The organism is Streptomyces sp. NPDC001890 (genome assembly GCF_042891445.1).
Lineage (GTDB): Bacteria > Actinomycetota > Actinomycetes > Streptomycetales > Streptomycetaceae > Streptomyces.
Map to the genome: position 1 here is coordinate 156,323 of NZ_JBIATE010000012.1, position 12,696 is coordinate 169,018.

Consider the following 12,696-nt stretch of genomic DNA (forward strand, 5'->3'; position numbering starts at 1 on the left):
CGGGATGGAGCAGCCGCCCGAGCCGCCGAGCCCGTCAGCCGGGATCCGTTCCTCCGGCGCCGGGACCGACCACTCCGGGCGGTCCGGACGTGCCCTGCTGCGCCACCGGCCGTTCGCGCTGCTGTGCGGGGAACAGATCGCCAGCTCCGTCGGGCGCCAGGTCACCACCCTGGCCCTCGCGCTGCTCGCCGTGACCCGCCTGGGCGCCGGGCCCTTCGGCGCCTCCGCGCTGATGGCGCTGAGCTACCTCCCCGGTGCGCTGCTCAGCCCGTTCGCCGGGGTGCTGGTCGACCGGGCACGGCTGCGCGCACTGACCGTGCTCCTCACCGTTCTCCAGGTGCTGGTCGTCGGCTCCGTACCCCTGGCGGACACCCTGGGACGGCTCGGGCTGCCCCAGCTGTACGTGGTGGCCGCTCTGTCCGGCGCGCTGACCTCCATGCTCGCCGTCGCCCTCCAGGCTGCCCTGCCCCGGGTCGTGCACCCCGAGCAGCTGCTGTCCGCCAACTCGGCGCTGACCGGGGCCCGGACCACCGGGCAGATCGGCGGCCCCGCGCTCGGCGGTGTACTGGTGGGCCTGACCGGGGCCTCCACCGCACTGCTGGCCGCCTGTGTGGCGTACGGCATCGAGGCACTGTTGCTGATGGGGCTCCCCGCCACCCTCAACTCATCGGTCCGGAAAGCAAGTCGGGAGAAGGAACCCCGGGCAGCCGCACTGCGCGCCGGAATCGAAGTGGTGCGCGGCGAAAGGCTGTTGCGCCGACAGGTGCTCGCCGGGGCCGGGTTCAACCTCGGCAGCGGAGCCGTCGACGCGCTCTTCGTGCTCTACGCCACGCGTGATCTCGGTCTGCCCGCCTGGCAGTTGGGAACGGTCTACGCCGCGTTCAGCGTCGCCACCGTCCTCGGAGTGCTATTGGCGGGACGCTTCGCCGCCACCATCGGACTGGCCAGGGCGACCCGGATCTGCGCCGTGGTGGCCGCCCTCGCGATCTTCCTGATTCCGGGCGCCTCCCTGGGGCCCGGCTTCCCGGCGCTGTTCGCGTACCAGTTCGTCTTCGGTCTCGCGGCCACGGTCTGGGCCATCTCCATGACCACCACCCAGCAACTGATCACACCGCCCGAGCTCCAGGGCCGGGTCGCCGGGGTCCTGCAGGCCGCGCTCATCGGTACGGTGCCGATCGGCGCCCTCGGCGGCGGTGCGCTCGCCGCCTGGCTGGGCAATGTGCCGGTGCTCACCGGCGGGGCGACGGTGGCACTGGTGGCCGCCGCCTGCCTCTGGCTGCCGTAGCGCGTGGAACCGAAGGGACGCGGCGCGTGACGTCTCGGGCCGTGCGGGGATCCACCACGCACACGGCCCTCCCGGACCGCTGCCTGTCGGCGGGGCGGTTCCGGAAGGGCCGGTGGGGAGAAGGACCGGATCAGACGATGCCTTCCTCGATCTCCGCCTGCTCGCGGGCGTTTCCGTACGCCGATGGCGTGCTGTACGAACGGCGGGCGACGAACCACCACACGGTGGCCAGGACCAGCACCGCGATCAGCGCGATCGACGCGTAGTTCATCGAGTCGACCGTCACCGGGGAGGACTGCGGGAGCAGGAACAGCACGGTCACGAGGGCGACCCACACGACGGCGATCCAGCCGATCGGCTTGCTCCAGCGGCCCAGGTGCCACGGCCCGCGTTCGAACCGGCTGCCGGAGCGCAGCTTCAGGAAGATCGGGATCGCGTAGGCGGGCGTGATGCCGATGACGTTGATCGCGGTCACCGCACCGTACGCGGTGGCGGAGTACAGCGAGGGCAGGGCGAGCACTCCGGCGACGACGACCGACAGCCACACCGCGTTGACGGGCGTCTGGGTGCGGGCGCTCACCTTGTGCCACAGCGCCGACCCCGGCAGGGCGTTGTCACGGCTGAAGGCGAACACCATCCGGCTCGCGGCAGCGACCTCGGCGTTGCCGCAGAACAGCTGGGCCGCGATCACGATCAGCAGCAGTGCGGTGGCCCCGGAGGTGCCCAGCGCGTCGATCATGATCTGCGCGGGCGGCACACCGGTGTCGCTGTTCTGGGCGCCCGCGTAGTCCTGGATGGCGAAGGTCAGCCCGGCGAGCAGCACGAAGCCGGCGATCCAGGAGACCCAGATCGCGCGGACGATGCCCTTGGCCGCCGTCACGGAGGCGTTCGACGTCTCCTCCGACAGGTGCGCCGACGCGTCGTAGCCGCAGAAGGTGTACTGAGCGAGGAGCAGGCCGATCGCCGCCACGTACAACGGGTTGTGCCAGCCCGTGTCGTTGACGAACTCGGTGAAGACGAACGACGGCGACTGGTGGTGCGAGGGGACGATCGCCAGCACGGTGACGATCACCGCGACACCGGCGAGGTGCCACCAGACGCTGATGGAGTTGAGGACGCTGACGAGGCGGACGCCGAAGAGGTTCAGCACGGCGTGCAGCAGCAGGATGCAGACAAAAATGATCATTGTCTTGCCGGGCGTGGGAGTGAATCCCCACTGGAGGTTCATCAGCGCACCGGTGAACAGTGCCGCACCGTAGTCGATGCCCGCGATCGCGCCCAGCAGACCCAGCAGATTCAGCCAGCCGGTGTACCAGCCCCACTTGCGGCCGCCGAGCCGGTCGGCCATGTAGTACAGCGCTCCCGAGGTCGGGTACGCGCTGGTGACCTCGGCGAGCGCCATGCCGACACAGAGCACGAAGAGCCCGACACCGGCCCAGCCCCAGAGCATCACGGCCGGACCACCGGTCGACATGCCGAAGCCGTACAGGGTCATGCAGCCGGACAGGATCGAGATGACGGAGAAGCTGATGGCGAAGTTGCCGAAGCCTCCCATGCGGCGGGCGAGCACCGGCTGGTAGCCGAGTTCGCGCAGCCGCTCCTCCTCGTCCTTCGGCGGGGTTGCCTCCGCACCCGACTGGGTCGGGGTGGATATGGACATCGGGAAAACCTCCGTGAGCGGGTTGTGGAAGGGACGGTCAGGTATCGGTCCGGCAAGGGGCGGGCGCACGGCATCGTGGCGCCGTCGCTCAGCGCTGCGGCCCCCGTCCGGGATCGCGGGGGGCGGAGAGACAGCGGCTGCGGGCACGCAGGAAGACGTCCTCCGCGTCTCCGGGGCCCTTGCGGCCCCGTGTGCGGTACACCCAGGGAACCGAGGTGAAATAGGGGCCGAGCTCCTGGAACACCGTTGCGGCATCGGCGAATTGGAGGGCGCCCCACAGAGCGTGGGCCAGGTGGTTGAGGTCGAGCAGGGAGTGTGAGATCGGTGGTGTGCGACGGAACCAGAGCTCCAGCGCACGGGCCGCGTCCCGTTCCGCGTCCTCGGTGACCCAGTGCAGGTCCAGGGCCTTCTCGTGGCCCTGCTCGCGGCGGTAGCGCTCGACCCGCACATACAGCGGCAGCACGTGCAGTGCGGAGCCGTCGGGCGCCGAAGAGGCAGCCCACTGAACGAAGTTGACGGCCTCCGAGAGCGATCCGCCGGCCTTGCGCGCGTACACGAACTGGAGCATCCGGTGGTAGGCCTCGCGGTTGCACGGATCGCGCTTGTCGGCCTCGGCCAGCAGCCCCCACGGGCCGGGGAAGAGCATCGGCCCCGGCGGGTGCAGCCGGTGTTCCTCCAGCTGCTGGTGTTCGTCCAGCTGGGACAGGGCCAGCAGGCACACCCACGGCACCGGGTCCGCGGGCGAGGCGTTCGCGGCCGTCCGGCACGCCTGCCAGGCCTCCTGCCACAACTCCTGTGCCCGGTGGTGACCCTCGCGGTGGGCGCGCACCGCCCGCTCGACGACGACGCGCGCCTGCATCACCGTGGCGGCGACGCTCCGGGGGTCCTCGGCCAGCCAGGCCTGCACCGCGTCCGAACCGGCGGCAACCGCCCCGAGCACCTGTGTGCGCTGGGTCCACAGGGTCCAGTCCGGTGTGCTCTCCAGCAGACTCCGCATGGACATCCAGCGTCCGGTGCGAAGGTCCTGTAACGCGACCCGTAGATCGTTGTCATGGCCGGCCGGATGGTAGACCGGCCGGAAATCACTGTTGGCCATGGACTTGCCCTGCCCCTGCACGACAAACCGGCATGCGACGGTCGGGAGATCTGCTCAGCACGTCACGCAACCCGTTGGCGGCATGGAACCCGTGCGATGGCAAAAGGCCGGGACATCGGTGGTCGGTGGTTCGGGGCAGGTTGTCGGTCTCATCAATCCTCAAGGACGTGGGGGGTGAAGCAGCTGTTGAAGTACGAACTGCTCGAAAGCGTCCGGTTGTTGCTCGGCGGTGAGTGTAAGGCCAGTCACTCCGAACTCCGGACCGATTCGCGGATCTTACTCAAGTCGGCTGATTATCCAGGACGTTGAAAGATGTACCGGTTGTTCCGGTCGTGCCCCGGGCGGCGCTTGACGTACGCGGTGGTCTGCACCACTCTGGGCGGCGAGTTCAGTGATCACGATTCCGTTCAAGCCGCAGAGCTTCCGCACAGCTGGAGAGTCGATGACAGGCCCGGTACTCGCCGTGGACCAGGGCACGTCGGGGACGAAGGCTCTGGTGATCTGCCCCGAGCGAGGGGTGATCGGTTCCGCTTCCGTTCCGGTACGAACCCGGCACGGCGCCGGAGGCGTGGTCGAGGCGGACCCCGCCGACCTGCTCGGCTCGGTCGTGGAAGCGGGTGGCCGGGCGTTACGGGAGGCCGCCGAGCCCGTGGTCGCGGTCGGCCTCGCCAACCAGGGCGAGACGGTGCTCGCCTGGGACCCGGACACGGGACGGCCACTTACCGATGCGATCGTCTGGCAGGACCGGCGAGCTGCCTCGATCTGCACCGAACTCGCCTCATACGACGACGAGTTGACGCATCTCACCGGGCTGCCGCTCGACCCGTACTTCGCCGCGCCGAAGATGGCCTGGATCCGCCGGGAGCTGACCCGCGAAGGCGTCGTCACCACCAGCGACTCCTGGCTGGTCCATCAGCTGACCGGCGCGTTCGTCACCGACACGGCTACGGCGGGCCGCACCCAACTGCTCGACCTCGACCGGGCGGACTGGTCGCCCCGGGCCCTGGACGTCTTCGGCCTCGGCGACGAACGGCTGCCCGAGGTCGTCGACTGCGACACCACGGTCGGCACGACGACCGCCTTCGGCGGTGAACTCCCGCTGACCGGCCTGCTCGTCGACCAGCAGGCCGCCCTGCTCGCCCAGAACGCCCTGGACCCGGGCAACGCCAAATGCACCTACGGGACGGGCGCCTTCCTGCTCGCCCAGACCGGGCCCGCCCCACGCCGCGGCTCCACCGGACTGGTCAGCTGCGTCGCCTGGCGGCTCGGCGGCCGCACCAGCTACTGCCTCGACGGGCAGGTGTACACCGCCGCGTCCGCCGTCGACTGGCTCACCGGCCTCGGGGTGATCTCCGGCGCGGCCGACCTCGACCCGGTCGGCACGGCCGTCCCCGACTCCGGCGGCGTCACCTTCGTACCGGCACTCGCCGGGCTCGCCGCCCCCTGGTGGCGCGGTGACCTGCGCGGATCGATGACCGGCCTCGGCCTCGGCACCACCCCGGGCCACCTGGTGCGGGCCCTGTGCGAAGGCATCGCGGCCCAGGTCGTCGAGCTCACCGAGGCGGTCGCGACCGACCTCGGCTCGCCACTGACCGCGCTCCGGGTCGACGGTGGCCTGACCCGCTCCGAACTCCTCATGCAGACCCAGGCCGACCTGCTGCAACGGCCCGTCGAGGTGTCCGTCCTGCCCGATGTCACCGCACTCGGCGTCGGGGCCGTCGCCAGGCTCGGCATCGACCCGCGGCTCCCGGTCCGCCAGGCCCTGCCCGACTGGAAGCCGGCCGCCGTGTACGAACCCCGGATCGGCGCCGACGAGGCGGCCGAACGGCTCGCCGGGTTCCGGACCGCCGTACAGACCCTGCTGGATCATGCCTGAGACGTACGAGAGTCACGCGATGAGCCCCACGACCAAAGCGATGAGCCCGACCATCACAACGGCCGGCGAACTGACCGTCGGCGCACCGATCGCCGGTGAACGCGTCGCCGACGAACCGCCCGGCGGCCCTGTCTACGACGTGACCGTCGTCGGTGCCGGCGTCGTCGGCGCCGCCATCGCCCGCGAACTGGCCCGCCACCGGCTGCGCACCGCACTCCTGGAAGCCTCCGACGACATCGGCAACGGCACTTCGAAGGCCAACACCGCCATCCTGCACACCGGTTTCGACGCGGTACCCGGCTCCCTGGAAGCCCGGCTGGTACGCGAGGGACAGCACAGGCTCCGTGCGTACGCGGCCGAGACCGGCATCCCCGTCGAACGCGTCGGAGCCCTGCTCGTCGCCTGGGACGAAGAGCAACTCGCCGCACTGCCCACCCTGTTGGCCAAGGCCGAGCGGAACGACTACCACGCGGCCCGCCTCCTGGACGCCGACGAGCTGCGCGCCCGCGAACCCCACCTGGGACCCGGCGCCCTCGGTGCACTCGAAATCCCCGACGAGAGCATCATCTGCCCCTGGACGACCCCGCTCGCCTACGCCACCCAGGCCGTGCGCGCCGGAGTCCATCTGCACCTCAACTGCCGGGTGCGGCACATCGAACGCGGCGACGACGTCCACACCCTCACCACCACCCGGGGACCGCTGCGCACCCGCCACCTGATCAACGCCGCCGGACTGTACGCCGACGAACTCGACCGGGAACTCGGCCACGAAGACTTCACCGTCACCCCGCGCCGCGGCCAGCTCATCGTCTTCGACAAGCTCGCCCGCGATCTCGTCGACCACATCCTGTTGCCGGTGCCCACCGCCGCCGGGAAGGGCGTCCTGGTCGCACCGACCGTCTTCGGCAACGTGCTGCTCGGCCCCACCGCCGAGGAACTCGACGACAAGACCGCCACCGGATCGACGGCCGACGCGATCGCCCTGCTCCGCGAGAAGGGCCGCCGCATCCTGCCGGAACTGCTCGACGAGGAAGTCACCGCCGTCTACGCCGGACTCCGTGCCGCGACCGGCCAGGAGGACTACCGCATCCGCTCCCGGCCGGAGCTGCGGTACATCACCGTCGGCGGTATCCGCTCCACCGGACTCACCGCCTCCATGGCCATCGCCGCGCACGTCGTCGACCTGCTCGGAGACTCGGGCCTCGATCTCGGAACGCCGCACGAACTGCCGGCCGTCACCATGCCCAACCTCGGCGAGGCCTTCCCGCGCCCGTACCAGGACGCCGGACGCATCGCGGCGGACCCGGCGTACGGCACGCTGGTCTGCCACTGCGAACGGGTCTCCGCGGGCGAGATCAGGGACGCCCTGGCCGGCCCGGTGCCGCCGCACTCCCCGGACGGCCTGCGGCGCAGGACGCGAGCCGGCAACGGACGGTGCCAGGGTTTCTACTGCGGGGCAGCGGTCCGCGCACTCTTCGAGGAGGCCAGGACATGACCCGGCACGAACGGACCGTCGACGTACTGATCGTCGGGGGCGGCCCGGCCGGCCTCGGCGCCGGTGCCGAACTCGCCGCGTCCGGCGCGGGCCGGGTCGAGATCCTGGAACGCGAACAGACCGCGGGCGGCGTCCCCCGCCACTGCCACCACGGCGGATTCGGCGGCCGCAGCATCGGCGGGGGAAGGGCGACCGGGCCCGCGTACGCCGAGAGCTGCGTGGCCGCCGCCGTCCGCGCCGGAGCCACCCTGCGTACGGGTGTCACCGTCACCGGCTGGGCCGGACCGCTCACCGTGGACACCACCGCACCCACCGGCCTCGAACGCATCACCGCCCGGGCGGTGATCCTCGCCACCGGCGCCCGCGAACGCCCCCGAAGCGCCCGTCTCGTCCCCGGCAGCCGCCCGCCCGGCGTCTACACCACCGGCCAACTTCAGCAGGCCGTCCACCTGTACCGGCAGCGGATCGGCACCCGGGCGGTCGTCATCGGCGACGAGCCCGTCAGCCGTGCCGCGGCCGACACCCTGCGCGTCGCGGGCGTGGACGTGGTCGCCATGGTCACCGACCGGCCCGCTCCCCGGCTCGCCGCCCTGACCCGGTCCGGCGACCGGACCCCGGTCCTCGGCCGCACCACCGTCACCGCCCTGACCGGCCGGGAACGGCTCACCGGAGTCTCGGTGCGCCACCACGACGGCCGGAGGGCGACCCTGCGCTGCGACACCGTCGTCTTCACCGGCGACTGGATCCCCGACCACGAAATCGCCCGGCGCGGCGAGGTCACCCTCGACCCCGGCACCCGCGGTCCCGCGTACGACGCCGCCCACCGCACCGACCGCACCGGAGTCTTCGCTGTCGGCAACCTGCTGCACGGCGTGGAGAGCGCGGGCGTCGCACGGGCCGAGGGCCGGGCGGTCGCCGCGCCCGTACTGCGTCATCTGACAACCGGCGACTGGCCCACCGGCCGGCCGGCCGTCGCGGTCGACTCCCCGTTGCGGTGGATCGCGCCGAACCTCGTGGACCGGGACGGCGGCCTCCCGCTCCGGGGCCGCTTCGTCCTGCGCACCGACCGGCGGCTGTCCTCGCCGCTGCTCGTCGTCCGCCAGGACGGCCGGGAGCTCCACCGGCAGCGGCTGCTGCTGCCCGCCGTGCCGGACCGCCCGTTCCATCTGCGCGGCGACTGGCTCGACCGGGCCGATCCGCGCGGCGGGACCGTACGGGTCTCGGTGCGCTGACCGTATGTCAGGGAATCAACAGCCAGTCCGACCCGATCGCCGCGGCCAGGCCGACGGCCAGCAGCCAACTGCCGAGGCGGGTACGGCCGTTCCGGCTGAGCTCGATCACGATCCCGCACAGGATCAGCGCGAGCCCGTACACCCCGACCACCAGGACGGAAGACCGGCTGGCGATCCGCAGCGCGAGGACCACCGCCATCGCGGCCATGCCGACCGAGGAGAGAACCACCCGCAGCCGCCTGGCTTGACGAGGCGTCAGCTTACGCTCCCCGGCCTCTTCGTCGGCCCCGGCCTCCTCTGCAGCCCCGCTCTCCTCGTCGGCCCTGGTCTCCTCGTCCGCGACGGTCTCCTCGTCCGCGACGGGCTTCGCCTCCACGTCGGGCTCCGCCTCCGCGATGGACTTCGCCTCCGCGACGGGCTCGGCCTCCACGACGGCCCCGGGACCGGTCTCGGGATCGGCCTCGGGGACGGGTATCGGGGTGTCCACGGCCTGGTCCTGGTCAGAAGTGCTCATGACGCGCGATCGTAATCGGTACGGGCCGCCCTGTTCACCGCTCCGGCAGACGGGCGGCGCAATATGACGCGGGCCTGCGGCGCGCCCGGCCACATCCCCGCGGCCCGTGCCACCGGGTCACCGGGCCGGGGGCCGCAGGCGCGGCGCCTCGGCGGCCGCGTCGACCGGCTCGGCACGCACACCTCCGCCACCGGCCGCGCCCCCACCACCCGCGGCCTCCACCCGCCCGGCCAGCTCACCGGCCCAGCCGATCAGCCCGTCGACGCCGATCCCGTACGGCCGGGCCCCGGCGAACTCCGCGAGCGCCGCCGCCCCGCGCCGCAACAGCCGGGCCCCTCCCGTCGCGTTGCCCCGGGCCGCATGGGTCAGCCCCACGGCCAACTGGGCCAGACCGCGCCACAACTCCCGTTCCGCCACCGGACCCGACTTCCACGCGTCCTCGAACACCTCGTGCGCGTGGAACGGCATCCCCGAGTCCAGCAACCGCTGCGCCTCCCGCACCGTCTCCTCGGGAGTGCGCACCACCCCCTCCGGCTGCCGTTCGACCCCCGGCACCCCGTACGGAAGGGGGCGCCCCAGCCCGTCGCGCGGGCGGGCGTTGCGCGCCCGGCCCTCGGTGTCCCGGTCCCTGCGAGTCTCGTCCACGCCACGATTGTGCCCCGCACCTGCGGCGAACTGTCCGAACCACTGTCCGTGGACCCCCGGACACGACTAGTGTCGAAGCCATCCGTACCACCCTGGGGAGGGTAGGCATGAAGCCGTCCCGGCCGCTGTACGAGCGCGAACCGGAACTCGCTGCCGCCGCACAAGCCGTGGACGCCCTTTGCGGCGCCCAGGCCGTCGGCGGGCTGCTGATCTTCAGCGGCGAGGCAGGCATCGGCAAGACAGCACTGCTCGGCGAGATCCAGAGGATCGCCGCCGACCGCTGCACCGTCTGGTCGGCACGAGGCGGCGAAACGGTCACATCCGTGCCGTTCCACGTCGTGCGCCAGCTGCTGCAACCCGCACTGGACCAATTCCCGCCCGACGAGGTACGAACCCTGTTCGGGCCCTGGTACGAGATCGCCGCACCGGCCCTCGGACTGGCCGAGCCGACCGGCCCGCAGCCGGACCCGCAAGGTGTGCGCGACGGCCTCGACTTCGTCGTCGCCCGGCTCGCTTCCCGGCTGAGCCACCGTCCGCTGCTCCTCATCATCGACGACGCGCACTGGGCGGACGGCGAATCCCTCGCCTGGCTCGCCTCGTTCACCGCCCGCCTCGGCGAACTGCCCGTCCTGGTCGTCCAGGCCCACCGCCCGGAAGAGCTGGCGGCGCGGCAGAACGAGAGCGGACCGGGCAGCGCCCACCCCTCCCAGGTCAGGGTCGCGCTGCGCGCACTCACTCCGGACGCCACCGCGGAACTGGTCCGCGCCGCCCTCGGCGAGCACGCCGACGACCCGTTCTGCCGCGAGGTGTGGGCCGTCACCGGCGGCAACCCCTACGAGGCGGTCGAACTCGTCGCCAAGGTCCAGGACCGCGAACTGGCACCGCTGGAGGAGGCCGCCGGACTGCTGCGCGAGCTCGGCGCCTCGGCCCGGGGCAGCGGCCTCGTCGCCCGGCTCGAACGGCTCGGCACCAACGCCAACCGGTTCGCCTGGGCCGCCGCCGTACTCGGCACGGACATCTCACAGGACCTCGCCGCCACCCTGGCCGGAATGAGCTCGGCCGAGGCCGCCGACTGCACGGCACGACTGCGCGAAGCGCGTATCGTCACCGGCTTCGACCCGCTGGAATTCGTCCACCCGCTCATCGCCAGCGCGGTGTACCGGTCCATCCCGCCGGCCACCCGCACCGCCATGCACGGCCGCGCCGCCTGGGCGATCACCCGGGCGGGCCTCGGCCCCGCCGCGGCCTCCCGACACCTGCTCGAAGTACACCCGGACGACGACCAGGAACTGGTCGAGCAGCTCCGCGAAGCAGCCAAGCTGCACCTCGCCGTCGGCGCCCCGGAAGCCGCCCGCCGCTGTCTCGAACGTGCCCTGCAGGAACCGCCGCGCCAGCGCGTCAAGGCCACCCTGCTGTACGAACTGGGCTGCGCCACGCTGCTCAGCTCCCCGGCCACCACCGTCCAGCACCTGCGCGCCGCCCTCGACATGCCGGGACTCGGCGACGACCAGCGGGTCGACGCCACCTACCGGCTCGCGGCCGCGCACTCCCACAACAACCAGCTCAGGGAAGCGGCGAGCGCCCTCGCCGCGGAGGCCGCACGCACCGCTCCGGGCCCCGGCCTGATGCGGCTCCAGGCGGCCCACTTCCTCTGGGAGGGCATGCAGGCCGGTGAGGAGGACGGTCCCGGCCGGTCCAGCCGTCTCGCACGGAACGCCGACCACCTCCAGGGCCGCGACAACGCCGAGCGCGCCCTCCTCACGCTCCGCGCCTTCGACGCCATGCTGCGCGGCGAGAACTCCCAGCTCATCGTCGACCTCTGCGAACGCGCCCTGGTCGACGGCCACCCCGCCCGGGGCCTCGGCTGGACCGACACGGAGTGGGGCTTCGAACTGCCGACCCTCGTCGGCATCACCTACGCCTTCACCGACCAGCTCGACCGGGCCGAGGAACTCTTCGGCGAGGCCGTCCGGGCCTTCGAGATCTCCGGCTGGAGCGGGGCGCACCTCGCGTTCGCGCACACCCTGCTCGGACTGGTCCACCGCCGTCGCGGACGGCTCGCCGAGGCCGAGGGCTTCCTGCGCGAAGGACTGCGCCTCGCCGACCGGGTCGGCAGCGGACTTCCGGTCCACTGGGACGCGGCCTGCCTGCTCATCGACACCCTGGTCGCCCGCGGCCGGGTCACCGAGGCCCGCGAGATCGCCGACCGCTACGCCTTCGGCGCGCCCTACCCCAGCGCGATGGTGCTGCCCGACGGCCCGTGCGTACGCGGTCGCCTGCTGCTGGCCGAAGGCCGTACGAAGGAAGCGATCGCCGAACTCGAAGCGGCCGGCCAGGCCCTCGAACCCCGGGGCAGGTTCAACGGGGTCTGGGCCCCCTGGGCCGGTGACCTGGCCCGCGCCCTGGCCGAGGAGGATCCGGCCCGCGCCGCCCAACTCGCCACCACGGCCCGGGTGCACGCCGAGCGCTTCGGCACGGACACCGCGATCGGTGAGGCCCTGCGCTGTGTCTCCCTGTTCGTCGGCCCCGAGGACGCCACCCGTCTGCTGGCCGAGTCGGTCCGCCACCTGGAGGCGTCCCCGTCCGCGTACGAACACGCGCTGGCACTCGTCGACTACGGCATCGCCATCCGCTCACCACGCGAGCTCGCCCGGGCCCACAAGCTGGCCACCGCATGCGGCGCGGAATCCCTGGCGAACCGCGCCCACCAGGCACGGGCGTCGATCCGGTCCTCGGAGTGAGGTAATGTTTGTCCTGCGAGCCCGCCGGGGAACACCGGGGGGAACCGCATCGGGACGTGGCGCAGCTTGGTAGCGCACTTGACTGGGGGTCAAGGGGTCGCAGGTTCAAATCCTGTCGTCCCGACTGGAGACAGTCGCAGATCAGGGCCAGT

General features: G+C 72.2%; 9 protein-coding genes and 1 tRNA gene. 6 read left to right on the forward strand and 4 right to left on the reverse strand.

Translation table 11 applies throughout. The annotated features are described in order from the left end of the window. Positions 1-4 precede the first annotated feature (4 nt). On the forward strand, positions 5-1,285 hold the full coding sequence (locus ACFYY1_RS26335) for an MFS transporter (RefSeq protein WP_388589944.1): 1,281 nt from the start codon (positions 5-7) through the stop codon (positions 1,283-1,285). A 130-nt stretch (positions 1,286-1,415) separates the two neighbouring features. Here ACFYY1_RS26335 and ACFYY1_RS26340 read toward each other — a convergent pair whose 3' ends face one another. Together ACFYY1_RS26340 and ACFYY1_RS26345 are read right to left on the reverse strand one after the other, a co-directional pair. Next, positions 1,416-2,945, reverse strand: coding sequence for an amino acid permease (locus tag ACFYY1_RS26340; RefSeq protein ID WP_388589946.1), 1,530 nt, complete (start codon positions 2,943-2,945; stop codon positions 1,416-1,418). 88 nt (positions 2,946-3,033) lie between these two features. Next, positions 3,034-4,041 carry a hypothetical protein gene (locus tag ACFYY1_RS26345; protein ID WP_388589948.1) on the reverse strand — a complete coding sequence of 336 codons (1,008 nt, stop codon included), beginning with the start codon at positions 4,039-4,041 and terminating at the stop codon, positions 3,034-3,036. Positions 4,042-4,483: 442 nt separating this feature from the next. Here ACFYY1_RS26345 and ACFYY1_RS26350 point away from each other — a divergent pair, with 442 nt between their 5' ends. From ACFYY1_RS26350 to ACFYY1_RS26360, 3 genes are read left to right on the forward strand one after another with little or no spacing between them, the layout of a single operon-like run. After that, entirely contained in the window at positions 4,484-5,917 is a 1,434-nt protein-coding gene (locus tag ACFYY1_RS26350) for an FGGY family carbohydrate kinase (protein WP_388589951.1), read from the forward strand. Positions 5,918-5,957: 40 nt separating this feature from the next. Next, on the forward strand, positions 5,958-7,412 hold the full coding sequence (locus ACFYY1_RS26355; protein ID WP_388590126.1) for an NAD(P)/FAD-dependent oxidoreductase: 1,455 nt from the start codon (positions 5,958-5,960) through the stop codon (positions 7,410-7,412). Continuing rightward, positions 7,409-8,644, forward strand: coding sequence for an FAD-dependent oxidoreductase (locus ACFYY1_RS26360; RefSeq protein ID WP_388589954.1), 1,236 nt, complete (start codon positions 7,409-7,411; stop codon positions 8,642-8,644). The genes ACFYY1_RS26355 and ACFYY1_RS26360 overlap by 4 nt, the downstream gene beginning before the upstream one ends. A gap of 7 nt (positions 8,645-8,651) precedes the next feature. On the opposite strand, the gene ACFYY1_RS26365 is transcribed toward ACFYY1_RS26360, so the two are convergent. Both ACFYY1_RS26365 and ACFYY1_RS26370 read right to left on the reverse strand, forming a co-directional pair. Continuing rightward, complete coding sequence (locus tag ACFYY1_RS26365) at positions 8,652-9,158, reverse strand: hypothetical protein (RefSeq protein WP_388589957.1); 507 nt, start codon at positions 9,156-9,158, stop codon at positions 8,652-8,654. A gap of 117 nt (positions 9,159-9,275) precedes the next feature. Next, positions 9,276-9,803, reverse strand: coding sequence for a DUF309 domain-containing protein (locus ACFYY1_RS26370; RefSeq protein WP_388589959.1), 528 nt, complete (start codon positions 9,801-9,803; stop codon positions 9,276-9,278). A gap of 107 nt (positions 9,804-9,910) precedes the next feature. On the opposite strand from ACFYY1_RS26370, the gene ACFYY1_RS26375 reads away from it, so the two are divergent. Beyond that, the gene (locus ACFYY1_RS26375; protein ID WP_388589962.1) at positions 9,911-12,544 is read left to right on the forward strand and encodes an ATP-binding protein; all 2,634 of its coding nucleotides are present in this window, start codon (positions 9,911-9,913) and stop codon (positions 12,542-12,544) included. A 50-nt stretch (positions 12,545-12,594) separates the two neighbouring features. Beyond that, positions 12,595-12,668, forward strand: a tRNA-Pro gene (locus tag ACFYY1_RS26380). Positions 12,669-12,696 lie beyond the last annotated feature (28 nt).

Bases quoted from the DNA above. Each gene is read 5' to 3' on its own strand.
- ACFYY1_RS26335 (WP_388589944.1), top strand. From the start codon at position 5: ATGGAGCAGCCGCCCGAGCCGCCGAGCCCGTCAGCCGGGATCCGTTCC.
- ACFYY1_RS26340 (WP_388589946.1), bottom strand. From the start codon at position 2,945: ATGTCCATATCCACCCCGACCCAGTCGGGTGCGGAGGCAACCCCGCCG.
- ACFYY1_RS26345 (WP_388589948.1), bottom strand. From the start codon at position 4,041: ATGGCCAACAGTGATTTCCGGCCGGTCTACCATCCGGCCGGCCATGAC.
- ACFYY1_RS26350 (WP_388589951.1), top strand. From the start codon at position 4,484: ATGACAGGCCCGGTACTCGCCGTGGACCAGGGCACGTCGGGGACGAAG.
- ACFYY1_RS26355 (WP_388590126.1), top strand. From the start codon at position 5,958: ATGAGCCCGACCATCACAACGGCCGGCGAACTGACCGTCGGCGCACCG.
- ACFYY1_RS26360 (WP_388589954.1), top strand. From the start codon at position 7,409: ATGACCCGGCACGAACGGACCGTCGACGTACTGATCGTCGGGGGCGGC.
- ACFYY1_RS26365 (WP_388589957.1), bottom strand. From the start codon at position 9,158: ATGAGCACTTCTGACCAGGACCAGGCCGTGGACACCCCGATACCCGTC.
- ACFYY1_RS26375 (WP_388589962.1), top strand. From the start codon at position 9,911: ATGAAGCCGTCCCGGCCGCTGTACGAGCGCGAACCGGAACTCGCTGCC.